The sequence below is a fragment of the Kiloniella sp. genome (assembly GCF_965205715.1).
Lineage (GTDB): Bacteria > Pseudomonadota > Alphaproteobacteria > Kiloniellales > Kiloniellaceae > Kiloniella.
Window position 1 is genome coordinate 79,770 of sequence record NZ_CBDBHW010000001.1, and the last position, 17,081, is coordinate 96,850.

Below are 17,081 nucleotides of genomic sequence, written 5' to 3' on the forward strand. Positions count from 1 at the left end.
AAACGTGTCTTAAAAGGGATTTCGTTTTCGGGCTCTCTATTCTGAGTTCCTACCAACGGCTCTTTCATTTGCTTTTCTTTCTGTTGGTTGTTTTGGGTTATACTCACAGCATTTCTCCCATGTGAACCTGCATTCCAAAGACAATGCCGACGGCCAGACAATATGCTGGCGCGACAGGCGCGTAAGATCGCCACATGGAGCGGTTACGTTTTTTGGCCAGGTAGTAACGATGTGCTATAGCCAGGGGAATGTTTACAAACAGGGCGAAGGTTAATCCTGTAGGCCCAAGTAAAAATCCGGTAGGAGCAAAGAGCCAGGCATCCCCAGCAAAAATGGGGGGTCTTTTTTTTATATATGCAGCTATGAAAATGGCAGCGTATACAAGGCCGGCTCCCAAGGCGGCAGTCACTGTGGATTTTAAAAAGTCTTCTTCCAAAGTGCCTGTAGGCTCTTCTCCGCTTTGTTGAGTAGAAAAAGATGCCGACCGCCAAGTAACCTGTTGATATGTATGGTTTCTGATAACTTTACATAGAGCAGGTATATGACAATCAACATCTCGCAGCATATTTTAGGCCTCAAAGGGCAACGTGTAAATGAAATTAAACTGGATGACGGCGGTGTTAAGATTGTCATTCACTGCAGCCGAGACGCGCGTAGGAGGGCTATAGACCCTGCTACAGGCCAGAAGGGAAGCATCAACCAGCATGTCCGCCGACAAGTAAACGACATCCCCCTTTTTGGGTATCCTTGTGTGGTCGAGATTGAGCTGGCGCAGGTTTATATTAACAAGGGCGAACGCCGCATTGAGGGGTGTGATTTTGTTGATAAAGGGTGCCGTTTCACTCACCGATTTTGCCGACTGATCAGTGGATTATGTCGGCATATGTCTATTCAAGCGGTTTCCAGACATTTGGATATACGATGGGAAACGGTCAAGAATATCGACAGGGCATACCTTATTGAAACTCTCCCTACGCTTGATCCTGCAGAGCTAACTGGCTTGGAATATATTGGTGTAGATGAAGTTGCCCGGGCGAAAGGTCATGACTACATGACGGTGGTCTACGATATGGTTGGCGGTCATCTGATCTGGGTTGAAGCAGGCCGAACTGCCGAGGTTTTTTCAAGGTTTTTGAAACAACTGCAACCAGATACAGCCTGCAAAATAAAGGCCGTAGCGATGGATATGGGGCCTGCCTACCAAAAGGCTGTCAGAGAGTCCTTGCCGTTGGCCGACATAGTATTTGACCGTTTCCACGTCATGAAAAACTACAGCAAAGCTATCCATAATCAGCGTCGACTTGAGTTCAGAAAGGCCGATCCAAGTGGTAAAGAGTTGATGAAAGGGACACATTATCTGTTGCTCAAAAATGCGGATAAGTTGAGTGAAAAACAAAGTGACAAGCTGCAAAGGTTGCTGGAGAGCAATAGCAACCTGAATGCACTTTACGTCTTGAAAGAACAGCTTCAGCTGCTGTGGAGTGCCGCTTCATTTGAGGCGATGGCGGAGCAACTGGAACGTTGGTGCCTGATAGCAGATCAGTCACAGATGCTCTATCTAAAAAAGTTCGCGAAATCCCTACGGAAACATTGTGTGGGCATCTGCAACTACGCCAAACACAAGCTCACAAGCGCCAGGATAGAGGCTGGTAATGTCAGTATAGGAATGATCCGTAAGCGAGCCAGAGGCATCAAGGATACCGAATACTTCAAACTCAAAATTAGACAATCATCCATTCCAGATAATCAATCTATGCTCTATTTGAAATCCTAAATCTACTCAACAAAGCGGAGAAGTGCCAACTTTTTTCTATTTTCGTAATGTAATTCATCGTCATAACAGACGTCACAACACTCACCTATTTTTTCCAGAGATTCTTGGACATTCCCGTGCCACAGGTACCATTTGGCACTCTCCAGATCCTTAAATATCATAGCACCATCTTTTGGGTCTGATTTTTTCATCCCCTTAGCAAACTGGTTGAGAACAGTGAACCGCATTGTCACATGGAACCAGTCAAGAATGTGGAGAGATTCTGGATACATCATAAATTGCAAATCTCTTAAATTATCAGCTCCATCAGACAAAAAGGTGATTTGCTGATTGTTTTGCATCCCTTGATCAGACAGCATACTCATGAGTTTTTTTCTTGGATGATCATCTATTTTCTGAACAAAGCCAAAGCGTTTAGGTGCTTTTTCTTTCGAGAAAGACTTGCCAGCAACCACTTCAAAATTAGTCTTCTTCTCATACCAGTTTCGAACGTAACCGCCATCTATACCGACTGTTATTGGTTTGCCGGGTTTAGGTAAATTCCCCCATTCGTAAGCACACCCTGAAATGTATTCAGGTTTCCCTTCCAAGTCATTTTCCTGGCGCTTGGCGACTTTATGTAGATGATTTCTAACCGTTGAAGCATTAAGAGCAGTGCCAACAGGCAGAATATCTTTCAGTAAATTTGACGTCAGACCGTAAGCCATCAGAGAGGCCCACTTTGTCTCGATATATTGTAGCTCCGGGCTATTATGATCGGGGATCCAATCTGTTAGCAAGCTTGTTGTCTTGGCAGGGATAACCTTACAATCACAGTTATAGACACGAAGGCTTGATAACGGCACAATCCCGAACAACGTCCGGTAGTGAATGCCATAATGACCTTTTATACGACGCTTTTTCTGGCAATGAGGGCAGTTAAGGTGGGTCTTGGTGTAAAGTTCCGCTTGATGGCTGACCATCAGATTTTGAAGGGATTTCAACAAGCTCTTTGATTCCATGAGAGATAAACCAATGTCATCAGGATTGTCAGGCACCTTGTCCAGGCTGATAATATCCTCAATGGTAGTTTCTCCAAAATCATCTTTAACACTCACCTGAATTGTAAATTGCATCTCATGCCCCTTGTGCTCAGCGTCAGCACCAAGTCATGCTACGCAAGGAATTTGGCCCGCTATTTTCCTGTAATATTAATGGCTCCTGGCCAATTGTTTACGTAGTTTGTAATAGGTAGAAACCCCAAGACCAACATTTTCGCAAGCCAGTTTCAAATTGATCCCCTTAGCACAGAGTGCTTCGATTGCGGGGATTTTGTTCGAATCAGCGGCTGGCCGACCTGTCTTCTCACCCCTTGCTTTTTTCGCCGCTATGCCATCAGCTTGTCGCTCTTTAACAAGAGCCCTTTCAAACTGACTGAATGCAGACATCATATGAAGCTGTAGCTCTTGCATAGCGTTCACCTTACCTGAACTAAATGTCAGATTTTCCTGTAGAAAAACCAATGACACGCCTCTGTCCCGGAGATCCGTCGTAACAGAGCACATGTCCATCATATTTCGGCACATTCTATCAATCGATGAAACAACGATCGTATCACCAGGTTTGGTTACATTTAGCATCTCTTGGAAAAAGGGCCTGTTGACATCCTTGCCACTTGCTTTGTCAGTGTAGATTTTATCAATGCAAAATCCGGATCCTGAAATAGCCTCTTCTTGTCGGCCCGTATTTTGGTCCCTGCTGCTTACCCTGATGTATGCGTAGATCAATGTGAGCCTCTGATCTCTAATAATATAATAGAGATTTGTAGAATATTCCAGAAACGTAGATAAAGCCATACTTTATAGACAAAATACGATAGGAAACCAGATCTACGAAAAGGTATACTTTTAGAGAAAATGCCTACAACCATTCCTTTTTAGTTACCCAATAATCACAAACTCATCTATGGATGGCTTTTCCAAATCCAGCTTCGCAAAACCTTTGTTTACCTCATGGCGGTTAAAACGAACTTCATTGAGAGCTTCAACATAGGGAAGGGCCTCACCGATTGTCGTCGTCTCATCTGATTCGGCAAGAAATTGATAGAGTTCCATTGTTTTGTCGTAAACATCGCACACCGTAGCGCCTTGCATTCCATTACCACTCAGACAAAACGGTGTCTTTTTACGAGGAGATTGTTCCTCAATCGCTTCAATGCGAATATCGTGTTCCCAGTGAGCGAAGAAGTTATATTCGTAAGTGAATTTGTCACCAACATCGAATTCAAAGTCATCAATTTTAACCTGAAAGGCACTGTCCTGGAATGATATTCCACCATCATGGTAAATGCCATAATTTCGACCATAAATATGAAACGTATGAAGGTAATCATCGTTCCAGTCCTGGGCGATTTGGATGAGATAATGAAGGCTGGCTAGAGAAGTATCGCCGGTTATTCTAAAACGACGCCAAACCATGGGGCTGACACCTTGCAAAGCCACTTTGATAGAATAGGTTTTCATGACAGGTAACACTCGTGATGAAAGACATCAAAAAAGTATTCCTGTTGAGTGAGTAAAAGAAAGCTTCAATCAAAGTGCCCCACACTTTTCCATGCACTCCTTTATGGCCGGCCTGATTTTGAAGTTAATTTTAAGGCACGCAAAGTGGAGCCAAGAGCCGAGGTTCGCGGAGATATAGCGCGGATCTATTTCTACATGGCTGATCGTTATGGCTTGCGGTTAAGCAAGCAGGATAGACAACTTTTTAACGCCTGGTCAAAAAGTGATCCCGTCTCAGTCTGGGAGCGTGAAAAGGCGCGTCAGATTATGATTTTACAGGGAAATATCAATCGCTTTGTGGAGTAGAAAAAATGGCTTTGGAATCTGCGTTAAATAATCCTGATTTACCCTTCTCTGGTCATCCTAATGTTTCTATGCAAGAGGATTCTGGCAGAAAGAGCGCTAAAGAAGGGTTAGAGATGAGCAATGTTAATATTCGTCGTGCTGTTGATAATATTCGTTCAGGCACAACAATTTATACGGCTCTTATAGGGGTGTGAAGCGCAGTGGAACAGAAAACCGGGTTAAGGGTTCACAAAATATGTTCAGCAGGATTCCGTAATGGCCGTAGTTTTCCGTTTGTAGGAAGCCCTTCCACAATGAACTAATAGCGTCCGAGAAAGTTAAAGTGACTATGGCCCAAAGGAGATAGGAAAAATTCAGAACGTCCTCAGAATCTCAGATTACAACTTTTTACAGGTATTACGAACTGATGCCAGATTGAGAAGTCCAACTTTATGTTTGATGATTTTTTCATTACTCTGAAGCATAAGGGTTACCTTTCTTAGGTTTTAATGGTCAAGGTTTGCACCTCCATCAAAACGGGTAACCCTCCCTTTTTCAAGGAAGACTGTCAGATTAGGTCTGAGTTAATACACTTTAATAAAAGAATGGGCTGTCCTAGATAACTAATCCAAATAAGACAATGGGTTAAAACATACTTGGGGTCTAGGGAGCAATGGAACAGAAAACCGGGTTAAGGAGTATTCTGCTCTTGTTCTCTCTTGTATAAGCCTGCGTTCAAACTGGGCAAGGGCCGAGAAAATGTTAAAAACAAATTCGCCGGACGCGGTACTCTCCCTTGACAAATGCCATTTTTTTACGCGCCTTAATGTCGTTTAACAACAGATAAAATGTCCGTTTGTGAAAAATCGTTTCCTTTAAATAGGAGCGGAATATTTTTATTCATCGCTAACGCATAAGAAAAACAATCACCATAATTCAAACTAGCTGGATGTCCTGTCCCTTTACCAAATCGACGATAAGCAGAGAAAGCAAGATCACCCATTATTGCAGTAGTTTCAACAGGCTTGATATTACTTTTCAATAAATAGGAATCAAGTGCCAGTGTAGCGTTCTCACCTGCACGCGAGTATAATACAATTCGTGTTTCAAGAAGATTAGCGACAGAAATATAGCAAGCCTGAGTAGCCCCTATGATTTCGTTAAATTGTCGCCTCTCTGGTTCATCCGTTAAAATTGCAATAATTGCAGATGTATCAATAGCAATCATGTTGGTAATCCATGATCATCATAACCTAAAATTTCATCAGTAGATATATTATTGAGAATTGGTAAATTGGAACAATAAAGGGCAATATGATCAAGTTCTTCGGCTAGCTGTCCTTTATTTTGAACTTGCTCCACCAATTCAATTTTCTCTTGAATAGCGTTTTTGACAGCCCTAGAAATACTCATTCCTGTTAAACCAGCAAGCTTCTTCGCCATTTCGTGCGTATTATCGTCTTTAATATTTAACGGCATCTTTATTCCTCCATACTTCTATACTAGGAGGATATTTAAAAAATGCTACTAAAAAAATAGGGGCTTGTCGCTAACATGCTTTATGTCCGGTTTAGGGGTAACTATACCGCCCTAGGGTTTTCTGAGACATCTCAATCGGCTTAAATGAGCCAACCAGGAGATGTAATCATGAAAGAAGATCCACCCCCTTTATCGGCTTCCTCTGAGGATGAAGCAGCTCTGTCTATCAGCAGGTCACATCGTATGACACTCGCTCGTAAGCAAACAGCAATCATTCAGCTTCTCAAGGGAGAAGCGCTTGATATTGTTGCACGAGAACATACCGCTCATCGCTTCGACCTCCGACGGGGAAAAGGAACCGGCGTTTCCATTCGCAAAATCCGCTCATGGAGAAGTTCGTTGTCCATTGTTAACTCCCCGACTTTACATTTCAGGCGAGAGATCTCTTTGTCGCGCCCATCCCGGGGACGGGACTTGGGGTGTGAAGCGCAGTGGAACAGAAAACCGGGTTAAGGAGAAATTTGTAATATTGGGTCTAACACTCGCGCCGAAGTTTAATTTTCTGGATCAGAAATTTCTGGTATCTGGTATTTTGCAAATAGCAAATTATATGCTTCAACACCTAAATCTTGCATTGTTTTTTCTTCGTCTAGGGATAGCCTTTTTAACTGCTTATGCCCCTCACTACTTATCTGAGTTAAAACGCCTTTAGAATTTTGTCGTGTTTGTGGTTTTTTCCAATTCCTGTCAGGTGTTTCGGTAGTTTTTGGTTCAATTATTTTCTTTTTTCCTGATCCAGCTTGCTCTAAGGATTTCATAAAGTCCGACATATTAATTACCTATATAAGTAGCAAAATAAAAATTTAGCAATTTAGCAATAATATATATTATGTTGCTAAATTTCCTGTTCTTAAACCTAGAGAGCTCGAAATCCAATCCCAAAACGCGGTCATTTCTTTTACTGCATTTAAATGGCTTTTTTGTAGTTTTCCATTATTTCTAAGGAGGTCAATAAATTCTTCTAGGCATAGTCCTTCAGCTTGGCTCTGTCCTACAGGCTTACGTTGGTATAATGTCACTGGAGCAATCAGGCCATTTAAGCTTTTTACTACTTCAATTGCACTTTGTTGCTCATTCCCAACTAGTGGTACTTTATTTAAAATAATTTGGTGTGGCGCTTTGCTAAATTGAGCAATACTTAAAGCTGAATCAATCGCGGCAAGATCATATATATCTGGTACGACAGGAATTATTACTAGATCAGCGATTTTACATGCAGCAAGAGCAGCATCGGATGATTTTGGAGGAACATCTATAATTACGAATTCTATATTTTCACTTTTTGCAGCTTCTATGATTTTTCCTAAACGAGGAAAGGCCGCTGACATTATACCAAGTGTTTTATCTTTCCTGATATCTCCCCATACTTGGGAAGATCCTTGTGGGTCTAAATCGATTAAAACTGTTTCAACCCACGTCGGTGTGCCATACCAGCAGCATTTGTAGATAAAGAGGTTTTTCCACTCCCACCCTTCTGTGAGAAAACGGTAAGTATTTTCATCATTATAAAATCCTAATGTATTAGCAATATAGCAAATATAATATAACATAATATAAAATGCTATAAATAACAATTGCTATATATAATTAAAATTATAGTGCTAAGATGCTAAGATGCTAAGATGCTAAGATGCTAAGATGCTAAGATGCTAAGATGCTAAGATGCTAAGATGCTAAGATGCTAAGATGCTAAGATGCTAAGATGCTAAGATGCTAAGATGCTAAGATGCTAATATGCTATAGGTATGTTTTTTGTTCCAAGATGGACCGTATTTGAGCCTGTTTCAAAAAAGTTTAGTACAGGCTTTATTATTGTTTCAAAAGCTCGTTTCATAATTTAATCCGGTAAACCCCCGGCTATGCCGGGGGACTCTCAATGGTTTGACCGTTCCCACGGTCTTACATTTCTTTGTTTATTGACCAAAATAACAAAGGAATTAGCCGATGAGAGATTACAAAAGCCTTGCACATACGAGATGGGATTGTAAATACCACGTGGTTTTCATCCCTAAACGCAGGCAAAAAGTTATCTATGGCAACCTACGTCAGTATCTTGGTGAAATTTTCCATGAACTGGCCGGGCATCGCGAAAGTAAGATTGAGGAGGGCCATTTGATGCCGGATCACATTCACATGTGTATCAGCATACCGCCCAAACATGCTGTTTCAAAAGTCGTTGGATACCTAAAAGGAAAAAGCGCGATTGCCATAGCTCGAAAATTCAAAAATAAAGCACGGAATTTCAAGGGTGAAAATTTTTGGGCCCGTGGATATTTCGTCTCAACTGTAGGGCTCGATGAACAGATGGTGAGGGAGTATATCAGAACGCAAGAAGAGCGTGATAAGTACTTTGACCAAATGGATATATTCAATCCATAACCGCTTTAGCGGTTCCCAATTTGCCCCTTTAAGGGGCTCACCCGCTTAAGCCCCCGGCTTTGCCGGGGGTCATTTAACTTATGTTTCATAAGTACAAATTTTTTTTGGGTTATGAAACATATGAAGATAGGATATGCACGAGTTTCTACCGTGGAACAGAATTTGGACCTCCAAATTAAAGCTTTGAAAGAAGCTGGCTGTGAAAAAATATACAGTGAAAAACTATCGGCGTTACGAGTGCTACGGCCAGAATTGGAAGAAGCATTAAGAATATCCAGGGCAGGAGATACGCTTGTTGTTTGGAAGCTGGATAGATTAGGACGGCGGACAACGGACTTACTGGAATTTATTGAAAAATTAGGGGAGAGAGGCGTAGGATTTCACTCAATTTCAGACGGGATAGATCCATCGAGTGCTATAGGTAAAGCTGTTTTCACTATAGCGGCCGCTTTTTCCGAACTTGAGAGGGATATTTTGCTTGAGCGTACAAACAGAGGTATTGCCGCAGCAAAAGAGAAGGGTGTTAAATTTGGTAGGCCAAGGAAGATTGATACTGATGACATCAAAAACGCTATCACCCTTCTTGATACTCCCGATGTTGATGGAAATATTCCTACTTTGACAGCGGTTGCAAAAACCTTAAAGACAAGCAAGTCCACTTTGTCGCGAAGACTAAAAGAATACCGGTAATTGCGACGCTAGTACTGAAGTGAAGTTAGTTCTTTTTGTTTGAAGAAAGGGTGAAGGAGTTTTGCCCTGAGAACAAAAGGACAATCAAATGTTAGATTCTTTAGAGCGCCCGGTATTAAATGCGGCAAGTCTCGTTCCAGATGAGCTACGCCCTCAAATACTTCCAAAATATTTTGGTCGCCATATGATGCTTGTGGAGACGAGTATATACGGATTTTTGTCAAAAATTGCGCCTGAGTACAAAGGAGGCTACTGGGATTTATATGAAATTCCGAGCGGATTTTTTATGGCTCCTTCCCGTGAGGAGAGGCTGCGCTTGCAAATAACATCTAACTATTTCGACGCAGAGGTAAGCGGGGAGGCGGCAGGTGTCATCGCCTGTCTTTTTGTGTACTGCGAGATGGCCTGGAGAGAACCGACAAGCGGATTTTCAGACCTGTATCATAGTCTTCGCGACTTTGCTTCGCTTCACCCTGAAGCAAGCCAGATCTACAGCGCGATTGATTGAGGGAGAAGACTATGAGTGATATTAAAAAAATCAAAACCCGTATCCGTGCGCTTCTTTCCAAAACAACGGAAAATGGCTGCACAGAAGAAGAAGCACTATTGGCTTCATCGAAGGCGCAGGAGTTGTTGTCGCGCTTTGATCTTGCGCGAGATGATCTTTCGAAAGATGCATTCGTCGAAGTTAGCCGGGAGGGGATGAGAAAAAGAACTCGCGCAGATATGCTTCTTGGTATCGTTGCGGGTTTTTGTGGGTGTAAATTGTGGATACGCAAACCGGACTGGACCCGTCATTTGTTCGGGCGTGAACAGGATGTCGAGATTGCCTGGTATCTGAATAGTTTGATCTGGAGCGCAGTTCAGAGCGCAGTTGCGCGTTTTAAGGCGTCTGAAGAATATCTTGAATGGCAGGGGAGAAGTAATCGCTTGCAGAGCATCAAGGCTTTTGAGATCGGGATGTTGGCGCGTATCAGCGAACGGCTTGATGAGATGAAGGCGGAGCGTATTCGTTCCCAAGCCGGGGAGAATAGATCGCCGGACAGCCTGGTTGTTCAGCATACGGCCAGTTTGGAGAAAGCTTTTAGCAAGCTTGGTCTGATGGTTAGGAGCGCAAAGCCAATAAAGGGCATATATAGCTCACACAGAGGTGATCTTGCTGCTGGCAAGGAAGCTGGAGACAAGGTTTCGCTCAATGAGGGTGTCCGGTCTGAGAATAGCCCTGCACAGGCTTTGCTGCCTCGCTGATTTGCAGAGAAGTAGGTTCTTTTATTTTGAAGTAAGGGGTTGGAAGAAATTTCAGCCCCTTTTTCGAGACTTGAGAAACTTAAAACAAAGGTAGAGACGATGAAATACGGAAAAAAGCAAATCAGCCTTGATAGCCTCGTAATCTCTGAACACAACGTTCGCACAGAACAGGGGGAAGAAGGGTCACTGGAAAAGCTAAAGCTTTCGATTAAAACGGCGGGGTTGATTAATCCGCTAACGGTTTTCATGGGGAATGGGACGGCAGAAGTGATTTGCGGTGGGCGCAGACTTTCTGCGTTACAAGAATTGGTGTGTGATGGTGATCTGGAGAAGACCTACAAGGTTGATTGCCGGATTGTTCCTGATTGTGCTGATGTGACGAAGATATCCCTCATGGAAAACGTTGTTCGGGAACCTATGAAGCCGGCTGAAGAATTTGAGGCTTTCATTGTTCCTGAAAACTGCTTTCAACAGCTTTCAACAAGCTTCGGTTGGCGGGTCTTGAGGTGGAGGAGATTGCGCGGGATTTTGGAACGACAGTTCGCAATGTCGAGCAGCGCTTGCGTTTGGCGAATATCGCGCCCGATATTTTCGAGGCGTATAAACGTGGTGATATCACGCTTGATGTTTTGCAAGCTTTTGGTGCCACGGATAATCAGGATCGCCAGCTTACCTATTTCAAAGAGAATAACCACTACCATCCCTATTCGATTAAGAGTGCGATGCAACGCGAGAGTTATGGTGCAGATCATTGCCTGGTAAAATATGTTGGTCTTTCAGCTTATGAAGCTGCGGGTGGTGTGGTTGAGCGAGATTTGTTTTCCGAGGACGATGATATCGTTCTCAGTTCGGCGGATATTCTTGAGCGGCTTGTTGATGAAAAGATCACAGCGGCTTGTGATGAATACCTTGCTGCGGGGTGGTCTTTTGCGGAGCGGGTATCATCGTATTCGGAGACTTTCAGGACCTATGACAGAAGAGAATATTCAGAGACGGTTGATCTGTCAGATGCAGATCGCGCACGCATGGATGAGGTGTCTGCCGAGTTGGAAGAGTTCGAATTTTCAGACGTAAAGGACAGGGATCAAATCCGCGCGCTTTTGAGTGAGTACAAGGTATTAGAAGCAAAGCAGGACTTTTATAGTGAAGAGCAAAAGGCATCGAGCGGTGTTGTCGTTTTTGTTGATAGCGAAGGTTTTGTGGATTTTGAGTGCGGGCTTGTACACCGCAGTGCTGATGTATCCAAAGAGGACGGTGTTTCGAAAGAACCTGATGGTACGGGTAAGAGTTCCCCTTTAGGGCAAGAGGAGGGAGAAAACCCGGAGGATCCGAAATCCGCCGAGGTTGCTGCCCCGAGCTATTCGGGTGTTGTTCTTGATAGTTTGACGGCCATGCGGGTGAAGTGCTTTCAGGCTGATTTAGCCCAAAATCACACGCTTGCGCGTGATCTTTTGTTGTACAATCTGGTTAATGATGTTTTTGACAAATTTGGAAGTTGTGCTCTTGGTATTAGTTTGTCCAATAGGGGGGAGCGATTAACAGCCATTGAGGCAGAGGCAACACCTGCACAGCAAGTTCTCACAGACATTCATGACAGGCTCGAAAAGCTCTTTGATGTTCCAGATGATGAGCTGCAGACTGTTGTTTTCGGGTTGAGTGAAGCAGAAAAGAGCGAGCTGTTAAGCTATTGCGTGGCGACCAGTTTTAAGGATCAGCTTGGGGTGCGTCGTTCTAATACAGGGTCCCGGTATTTTGACCACAGCAAGGCTGTTAGTTCTGCAGAAATTTTGATTGGAACGGACATCAGATCGGGATGGGTGCCGACGAGTGAAAGCTTTTGTTCACGGTTATCGACAAAGAAGTTACTGGAAATTGGCGCGGAAATCGTTGATGATAACTGGGCGTTGTCGAGGGTCACGGAGAAGAAGACTAACCTTGCACACACAGTCGCTAAGCTCTTTGATCCTGACAACGCAAGCTTGAGTGCAGAACAACGCGCCCGCGCAGCCAAATGGTTGCCGTTTGAAATGATTAACCCTGATATGATTAACTCAAATGAGATTATTTCGGGGGAAATCACTTCCGTGGCTGTTCTGAATGAAGGCGTTGAGAGCGATCCGATAAAAGATAGCCCAGTCCCGGATTATCTGAGAATTGCTGGTTAATTCTACTATGATTTCCTCAGAATCTACTCAGGGCCAGACTTAATTGTCTGGCCCTTTTTTTGTTTCAGCAGTTCCCCTTTTTTTTAGGGCTTTTGTTGCGTATTTCATCTGCGCCAGAAGAGCAGAAAGTTTTTCTTTTTTGAATTTCATTCAAGGAGAAAAGTGATGTCTTTAGTCGAAACGCAGTACGCCCAAGCAGAAGTTAGCCGCAGTACGGGCATTCTCAAAGCCGCCCAGCTTTTGTTCGAAATGATGAGCAGGGAAGCTATTTGTAGTAGCGGACTGAAATCCGCTATGGATGCCGCTTTCATGTGTGAAGAAGGCTGGGATGGTTCGTGGAGCTTTAAAGATGCGTATGATGCGCTAGAAGTAGCGCAAGGGTATTTTGTGCGCAAGTTCGGGCCAGCTATTTTAGCGCAGTCGTCGTCAGATGCACTTGCTATGTTTTCCCGGTTGGCCGCGAGCTTACCAACACAAACAAAGCGTTCTGAAGAAATGGTTGAGCGCCAGCAATTCTCTACGCCCTTGCCGCTTGCCTATGTTGTCTCAAAGGCGGCGATGATTGGTTCAGGTGATGTTGTGCTGGAACCTTCTGCAGGAACGGGATTGCTTGCGATTTTTGGGGAAGTGCAGGGTGCGCGCCTTGTCCTGAACGAGCTTGCAGAAACCAGCCGCGCGTTGCTCACGGCGCATTTTCCTGCTGCGGATGTTTTTGGTCACAATGCGGAGCAAATAGATGATCGCCTGGATGAAGATATCAAGCCATCGGTTGTTTTGATGAATCCGCCGTTTTCTGCACAGGCTAATTCTTCACGCAAGAGCAGTGATGTGACGCTTAGCCACCTTCGATCCAGCCTTGATCGTCTTTGTGATGGTGGGCGTCTGGTTTTGGTTTCGGGAGAAACCTTCAAGCCTGCGGGGAAATGGCGGGGTGCTTTTGTCAAGTTGCAGGAAACCTGCACGTTGGCTGGCTCTCTTGTGCTGCCCTCGAATACCTTTGCCAAACATGGCACAGGTTTTGGTGTTCGGTTGAGTATTTTCGACAAAGTTCCCGCTCCGGACGCTTCTGCCTTTACGGGCTTTTTCGAGAGTGTTTCTTCTCTAAGTGAGGGGTTGGATGTTCTGGTTGCCAATCTTCCTGCTCGTGCGGCAATAGAGAGATTACAGCTGCACTCTGTTTCTGGTTCGGGAGGTGGTTTTTCACCTTCGGAAAGGGCTGATAAATCAAAGCCAGTGCTTCCGACGGCTTCTATAGATGCAAAGGAGATCGAGCTTGTTTTTGATCTTTTGGGCGATGATAGCCAGAGCGTTAATACGGGGGATGGAAACTTTCTGCCTTGGTCGTGTGAGCAGTTTGCTGTTGCCGGTGCACAAGATCACGTTAGCCAGCTTTGCCAGTCCTCGGCTATGGCGTCGGTAAAGGGGCCAGTACCGGGTTATCGTCCGATGTTGTCGGAGAGAATAGTTCGCGGAGGTTTGCTATCTGCGGCTCAACTTGAGACGGTTGTTTATGCGGGCCAAGCCCACAGTGAGATGTTGGAGGGGACATTTAGCTTGATGGATGGTGGGCAGGGGATTGTTGCCACAACAGCAGATGATCCGGATGGTATTTGTTATAGACAAGGTTATTTTCTGGGCGATGGTACGGGTGCTGGTAAGGGGCGTCAGATTGCAGGTGTTTTTCTGGACAATTGGAACCGAGGTCGCAAGCGGGGTATTTGGATATCTGGTAGCTCTGCTCTTTTTGAGGATGCGAGACGGGATTGGTCAGCGCTTGGCATGGATGAGACGCAAATTGTCCCGCTGAACCGTTTTGGGGCGAATAGCAAACTATCCTTGAGTGAGGGCATTTTGTTTACGACCTTTGCGACATTGCGTTCGGAGGGTTCTAAACAATCGCGAATAGATCAGGTGATTAACTGGCTTTCGAGAGAATCTGGGGACCAAGGTTTTTCCGGTGTTATCGCCTTTGATGAGGCACATTCGATGTCGAATGCGGTGGCAACTGACAGTGGTTTTGGCAAGGGGCAGAGTTCGGCACAAGGGTTAGCTGGATTGCGGTTGCAATTCGAGCTGCCTGATGCACGTGTGATTTATGCTTCAGCCACGGCGGGAACGGACATTTCTGATCTTGGCTACGCCGAACGATTAGGGCTTTGGGGCAATGATGCCAGGGCTTTTGCGACACGTAGCAATTTTATCTCCTCAATGAGCGAGGGTGGTATTGCTGCGATGGAAGTTATTGCGCGTGATCTCAAATCCATGGGGCTATATACATCGCGGGTATTGTCCTATGATGGTGTTGAGGTTGATCCCTTTGTTGTGGATTTAAGCGACGCGCAAACCAGGATGTACAATGTGTTTGCGGATGCTTTTGAGAGCATACACGCTAATCTGGAAGATGTTATTGATATGCTGAGTTCCGGGTTTTCTGCGTGTTCTGGTCGCGAACGCGGTTCGGCGCTTTCTGTTTTTGAGAGCACCAAGCAACGCTTTTTTAATGCTATTCTGACCGGCATGACAGGTCCTAAGTTAATTCTGGAGATAGAGAAAGATCTTGCGGCAGGAAATGCGCCAGTATTGCAGCTCGTCTCGACTGCCGAGGCCCATCTTGAGCGGTGCCTTAGTGATATTCCGGTGGGGGAATGGCACGATCTGAGCATTAACATCACGCCTGTTAATGCGGTGATTAACTATTTGGAAAGCAGCTTTCCTGTCCAGGTTTTAGAAGAGTATGAGATTGATGGCAGAGCGCATATGCGCAAGGCGGTTGACGAGGAAGGCAATCCCTTGATCTCACGCAAGGCAGTCGCGCAAAGAGACAAGTTGATAGAAAAAATTGCGAGCTTGCCATCTATACCGGGTATTCTGGATCAGATATTGCACCACTTTGGAGAAGACATGGTTGCGGAAGTGACTGGGCGTTCACGACGTATCTTGTACAATGGTGGCAAGTACTTTGTGTCGAACCGCACAGCGAGCAGCAATGTATCGGAAACGCAAAGCTTTCTTGACGATCAAAAGCGTATTCTGGTTTTCTCGGATGCGGGGGGAACGGGACGGAGTTATCACTCTGGATTGGAGTTTAAAAATCAACGCCGTCGTGTTCACTATCTGGTAGAACCCGGCTGGAAGGCTGATCGTGCGGTACAGGGTCTTGGGCGTACCAAGCGCACCAATCAGGCGAATGAGCCTGTATTCCGTCCGGTATCGACGAACGTTAAGGGGCAGCGCCGCTTTATTTCGACGATTGCGCGTCGTTTGGATGCTTTGGGGGCTATTAGCCGGGGACAAAAGCAGGGGGGCACCAGTAACTTTTTTAAAGAGAGCGATAATCTTGAGAGTGTGTACGCTAAACAGGCGTTACGGAATTTCTACAAATTGTTGTATGTGGGTAAGATAGATTTTGTCTCGATTGAGCGATTTGAGAAGCTCACGGGCCTAAAGCTAACTTGTGATGAGGGGTTGAGAGACAATTTGCCGCCGATACAGCGGTTCCTCAATAGAATACTGGCGTTGCGGATTGAGATGCAAAACCAGATATTTGATGTCTTTGATGCTTTGCATTCCGGTGTGATTGAGCAGGCAAAAGAGCGGGGTGTGTATCAGGTTGGTGTTGAGGCATTAACGGCGGATAGTTTGCGAATTGTGTCGCAAGAAATTTTGCGTGAAGACGAGATCACAGGGGCGGAAACCATGCTTGTCCAGATCGAGCGCCGGGACAAGCGCGAGGAGATTGATGTTTCCGATCTGGTTGAGAAGCGTGGCGGCAAGAGGGTCAAAAACGAAAAATCCGGTCGTGTTGGTATTCTCGTTCCCTATTCGAGTGTGATGGATGAGGATGGTGTTTTGCAAAAGCGCTATAAGCTGCATCGTCCCAAAGAGACCACCACACTCTATGAGGTAGAGCTTCTGAAGAGTTCGTGGGTTGATATAGATCAATTTATGTTCGATGAGGCGTGGAGAAGAGAAGTTGCTGATTTGGGTGACTACGAAACGCTTCGGTTTTGGATGGTCACGGGCTTGTTGTTGCCGCTCTGGAAGCATCTGGACAAAGAAAATCCCAGGGTGCGTCGTCTGAGCATGGATGATGGGGCGCAAGTGTTGGGGAGAATTGTCAGTTCCACAGAAATCAGGGCGATGAAATCTGCCTTGGGTGTAAGCGAAAAAGTTGATGTTTCAGCATCTGAACTATGGAGTGATGTCGTGTGTGAAGGATCTTTAGCTGCCCTTGGAAATGGTTTTGGTGTGCGACATTCAAGAGTTGGTGCAGCAAACCGTGTCGAGATCACATCGGGTTCTGGTTGGGAACAGTCCGTGAAAGAGCAGTTTTACGGGCTTGGGTGTGTATCAGAAATCATCCAGTACAAACTGCGGATGTTTGTGCCGCACAAAAGTGTGTTGGACAAAATACTTGAAAAATATGGCGTCCAGAGCGTTTCTTAGGTGTTAAAAAGGGCT

The 17,081-nt window shown here is 44.9% G+C and carries 20 protein-coding genes and 1 pseudogene; 11 read left to right on the top strand and 10 right to left on the bottom strand.

Going from position 1 to position 17,081, the window contains the following annotated elements:
- Positions 1–103: 103 nt before the first annotated feature.
- Positions 104–436 (bottom strand): hypothetical protein, encoded by a 333-nt coding sequence (locus ACOGW3_RS00410; RefSeq protein ID WP_419901142.1) that lies wholly within the window; start codon positions 434–436, stop codon positions 104–106.
- Positions 418–555, bottom strand: a complete 138-nt coding sequence (locus ACOGW3_RS00415) for a hypothetical protein (RefSeq protein ID WP_419901143.1) — start codon at positions 553–555, stop codon at positions 418–420. The genes ACOGW3_RS00410 and ACOGW3_RS00415 overlap by 19 nt, the downstream gene beginning before the upstream one ends.
- On the opposite strand from ACOGW3_RS00415, the gene ACOGW3_RS00420 reads away from it, so the two are divergent.
- Positions 542–1,774, top strand: a complete 1,233-nt coding sequence (locus tag ACOGW3_RS00420; RefSeq protein ID WP_419901077.1) for an ISL3 family transposase — start codon at positions 542–544, stop codon at positions 1,772–1,774. The genes ACOGW3_RS00415 and ACOGW3_RS00420 overlap by 14 nt on opposite strands.
- A 2-nt stretch (positions 1,775–1,776) precedes the next feature.
- Here ACOGW3_RS00420 and ACOGW3_RS00425 read toward each other — a convergent pair whose 3' ends face one another.
- From ACOGW3_RS00425 to ACOGW3_RS00435, 3 genes are all read right to left on the bottom strand, one after another.
- A complete protein-coding gene (locus ACOGW3_RS00425; protein ID WP_419901144.1) occupies positions 1,777–2,889 on the bottom strand; it encodes an ISKra4 family transposase in 1,113 nt (370 codons plus the stop codon).
- Between the two features lie 75 nt (positions 2,890–2,964).
- Positions 2,965–3,540, bottom strand: a complete 576-nt coding sequence (locus tag ACOGW3_RS00430) for a recombinase family protein (protein WP_419901072.1) — start codon at positions 3,538–3,540, stop codon at positions 2,965–2,967.
- A 153-nt stretch (positions 3,541–3,693) separates the two neighbouring features.
- Positions 3,694–4,275: a plasmid pRiA4b ORF-3 family protein gene (locus ACOGW3_RS00435; RefSeq protein ID WP_419901145.1), complete on the bottom strand. Its 582-nt coding sequence runs from the start codon at positions 4,273–4,275 to the stop codon at positions 3,694–3,696.
- 48 nt (positions 4,276–4,323) lie between these two features.
- Here ACOGW3_RS00435 and ACOGW3_RS00440 point away from each other — a divergent pair, with 48 nt between their 5' ends.
- Together ACOGW3_RS00440 and ACOGW3_RS00445 are read left to right on the top strand one after the other, a co-directional pair.
- Entirely contained in the window at positions 4,324–4,620 is a 297-nt protein-coding gene (locus ACOGW3_RS00440) for an endonuclease (RefSeq protein WP_419901146.1), read from the top strand.
- 5 nt (positions 4,621–4,625) lie between these two features.
- Positions 4,626–4,814, top strand: a complete 189-nt coding sequence (locus tag ACOGW3_RS00445; RefSeq protein ID WP_419901147.1) for a hypothetical protein — start codon at positions 4,626–4,628, stop codon at positions 4,812–4,814.
- Positions 4,815–5,222: 408 nt separating this feature from the next.
- Here ACOGW3_RS00445 and ACOGW3_RS00450 read toward each other — a convergent pair whose 3' ends face one another.
- Genes ACOGW3_RS00450 through ACOGW3_RS00460 form a run of 3 tightly spaced genes read right to left on the bottom strand, consistent with a single transcriptional unit; the run spans position 5,223 to position 6,078 of the window.
- The gene (locus ACOGW3_RS00450; protein WP_419901148.1) at positions 5,223–5,402 is read right to left on the bottom strand and encodes a recombinase family protein; all 180 of its coding nucleotides are present in this window, start codon (positions 5,400–5,402) and stop codon (positions 5,223–5,225) included.
- A 20-nt stretch (positions 5,403–5,422) separates the two neighbouring features.
- Positions 5,423–5,827: a type II toxin-antitoxin system VapC family toxin gene (locus ACOGW3_RS00455; protein ID WP_419901149.1), complete on the bottom strand. Its 405-nt coding sequence runs from the start codon at positions 5,825–5,827 to the stop codon at positions 5,423–5,425.
- Complete coding sequence (locus ACOGW3_RS00460; protein WP_419901150.1) at positions 5,824–6,078, bottom strand: type II toxin-antitoxin system VapB family antitoxin; 255 nt, start codon at positions 6,076–6,078, stop codon at positions 5,824–5,826. The genes ACOGW3_RS00455 and ACOGW3_RS00460 overlap by 4 nt, the downstream gene beginning before the upstream one ends.
- Before the next feature lie 144 nt (positions 6,079–6,222).
- Here ACOGW3_RS00460 and ACOGW3_RS00465 point away from each other — a divergent pair, with 144 nt between their 5' ends.
- The gene (locus ACOGW3_RS00465) at positions 6,223–6,591 is read left to right on the top strand and encodes a hypothetical protein (RefSeq protein WP_419901151.1); all 369 of its coding nucleotides are present in this window, start codon (positions 6,223–6,225) and stop codon (positions 6,589–6,591) included.
- Between the two features lie 41 nt (positions 6,592–6,632).
- Here ACOGW3_RS00465 and ACOGW3_RS00470 read toward each other — a convergent pair whose 3' ends face one another.
- Positions 6,633–6,896 carry a ribbon-helix-helix domain-containing protein gene (locus ACOGW3_RS00470; protein WP_419901152.1) on the bottom strand — a complete coding sequence of 88 codons (264 nt, stop codon included), beginning with the start codon at positions 6,894–6,896 and terminating at the stop codon, positions 6,633–6,635.
- A 69-nt stretch (positions 6,897–6,965) separates the two neighbouring features.
- Positions 6,966–7,688, bottom strand: a complete 723-nt coding sequence (locus ACOGW3_RS00475; protein ID WP_419901153.1) for a hypothetical protein — start codon at positions 7,686–7,688, stop codon at positions 6,966–6,968.
- A gap of 394 nt (positions 7,689–8,082) precedes the next feature.
- Here ACOGW3_RS00475 and tnpA point away from each other — a divergent pair, with 394 nt between their 5' ends.
- The 7 genes and pseudogenes from tnpA to ACOGW3_RS00510 all read left to right on the top strand — a co-directional run bounded on the left by tnpA (position 8,083) and on the right by ACOGW3_RS00510 (position 17,066).
- A complete protein-coding gene (gene tnpA, locus ACOGW3_RS00480; protein ID WP_419901154.1) occupies positions 8,083–8,517 on the top strand; it encodes an IS200/IS605 family transposase in 435 nt (144 codons plus the stop codon).
- 120 nt (positions 8,518–8,637) lie between these two features.
- Positions 8,638–9,207, top strand: coding sequence for a recombinase family protein (locus ACOGW3_RS00485; protein ID WP_419901155.1), 570 nt, complete (start codon positions 8,638–8,640; stop codon positions 9,205–9,207).
- Between the two features lie 88 nt (positions 9,208–9,295).
- Positions 9,296–9,715 carry an antirestriction protein gene (locus ACOGW3_RS00490; protein ID WP_419901156.1) on the top strand — a complete coding sequence of 140 codons (420 nt, stop codon included), beginning with the start codon at positions 9,296–9,298 and terminating at the stop codon, positions 9,713–9,715.
- Positions 9,716–9,726: 11 nt separating this feature from the next.
- The gene (locus tag ACOGW3_RS00495; RefSeq protein WP_419901157.1) at positions 9,727–10,455 is read left to right on the top strand and encodes a DUF2786 domain-containing protein; all 729 of its coding nucleotides are present in this window, start codon (positions 9,727–9,729) and stop codon (positions 10,453–10,455) included.
- 99 nt (positions 10,456–10,554) lie between these two features.
- Positions 10,555–10,845, top strand: a pseudogene (locus tag ACOGW3_RS00500) (ParB/Srx family N-terminal domain-containing protein); the annotation flags it as partial.
- 116 nt (positions 10,846–10,961) lie between these two features.
- Positions 10,962–12,620, top strand: a complete 1,659-nt coding sequence (locus ACOGW3_RS00505) for a hypothetical protein (RefSeq protein ID WP_419901451.1) — start codon at positions 10,962–10,964, stop codon at positions 12,618–12,620.
- A gap of 165 nt (positions 12,621–12,785) precedes the next feature.
- Complete coding sequence (locus ACOGW3_RS00510; RefSeq protein ID WP_419901158.1) at positions 12,786–17,066, top strand: strawberry notch-like NTP hydrolase domain-containing protein; 4,281 nt, start codon at positions 12,786–12,788, stop codon at positions 17,064–17,066.
- Positions 17,067–17,081 lie beyond the last annotated feature (15 nt).

What these genes read in the sequence shown, in the direction of transcription:
- ACOGW3_RS00425 (WP_419901144.1), bottom strand. Translation starts at nt 2,889, where the DNA reads ATGCAATTTACAATTCAGGTGAGTGTTAAAGATGATTTTGGAGAAACT.
- ACOGW3_RS00455 (WP_419901149.1), bottom strand. Translation starts at nt 5,827, where the DNA reads ATGATTGCTATTGATACATCTGCAATTATTGCAATTTTAACGGATGAA.
- ACOGW3_RS00465 (WP_419901151.1), top strand. Translation starts at nt 6,223, where the DNA reads ATGAGCCAACCAGGAGATGTAATCATGAAAGAAGATCCACCCCCTTTA.
- ACOGW3_RS00490 (WP_419901156.1), top strand. Translation starts at nt 9,296, where the DNA reads ATGTTAGATTCTTTAGAGCGCCCGGTATTAAATGCGGCAAGTCTCGTT.
- ACOGW3_RS00415 (WP_419901143.1), bottom strand. Translation starts at nt 555, where the DNA reads ATGTTGATTGTCATATACCTGCTCTATGTAAAGTTATCAGAAACCATA.
- ACOGW3_RS00470 (WP_419901152.1), bottom strand. Translation starts at nt 6,896, where the DNA reads ATGAAATCCTTAGAGCAAGCTGGATCAGGAAAAAAGAAAATAATTGAA.
- ACOGW3_RS00420 (WP_419901077.1), top strand. Translation starts at nt 542, where the DNA reads ATGACAATCAACATCTCGCAGCATATTTTAGGCCTCAAAGGGCAACGT.
- ACOGW3_RS00475 (WP_419901153.1), bottom strand. Translation starts at nt 7,688, where the DNA reads ATGTTATATTATATTTGCTATATTGCTAATACATTAGGATTTTATAAT.
- ACOGW3_RS00445 (WP_419901147.1), top strand. Translation starts at nt 4,626, where the DNA reads ATGGCTTTGGAATCTGCGTTAAATAATCCTGATTTACCCTTCTCTGGT.
- ACOGW3_RS00485 (WP_419901155.1), top strand. Translation starts at nt 8,638, where the DNA reads ATGAAGATAGGATATGCACGAGTTTCTACCGTGGAACAGAATTTGGAC.
- ACOGW3_RS00460 (WP_419901150.1), bottom strand. Translation starts at nt 6,078, where the DNA reads ATGCCGTTAAATATTAAAGACGATAATACGCACGAAATGGCGAAGAAG.
- ACOGW3_RS00495 (WP_419901157.1), top strand. Translation starts at nt 9,727, where the DNA reads ATGAGTGATATTAAAAAAATCAAAACCCGTATCCGTGCGCTTCTTTCC.
- tnpA (WP_419901154.1), top strand. Translation starts at nt 8,083, where the DNA reads ATGAGAGATTACAAAAGCCTTGCACATACGAGATGGGATTGTAAATAC.
- ACOGW3_RS00510 (WP_419901158.1), top strand. Translation starts at nt 12,786, where the DNA reads ATGTCTTTAGTCGAAACGCAGTACGCCCAAGCAGAAGTTAGCCGCAGT.
- ACOGW3_RS00435 (WP_419901145.1), bottom strand. Translation starts at nt 4,275, where the DNA reads ATGAAAACCTATTCTATCAAAGTGGCTTTGCAAGGTGTCAGCCCCATG.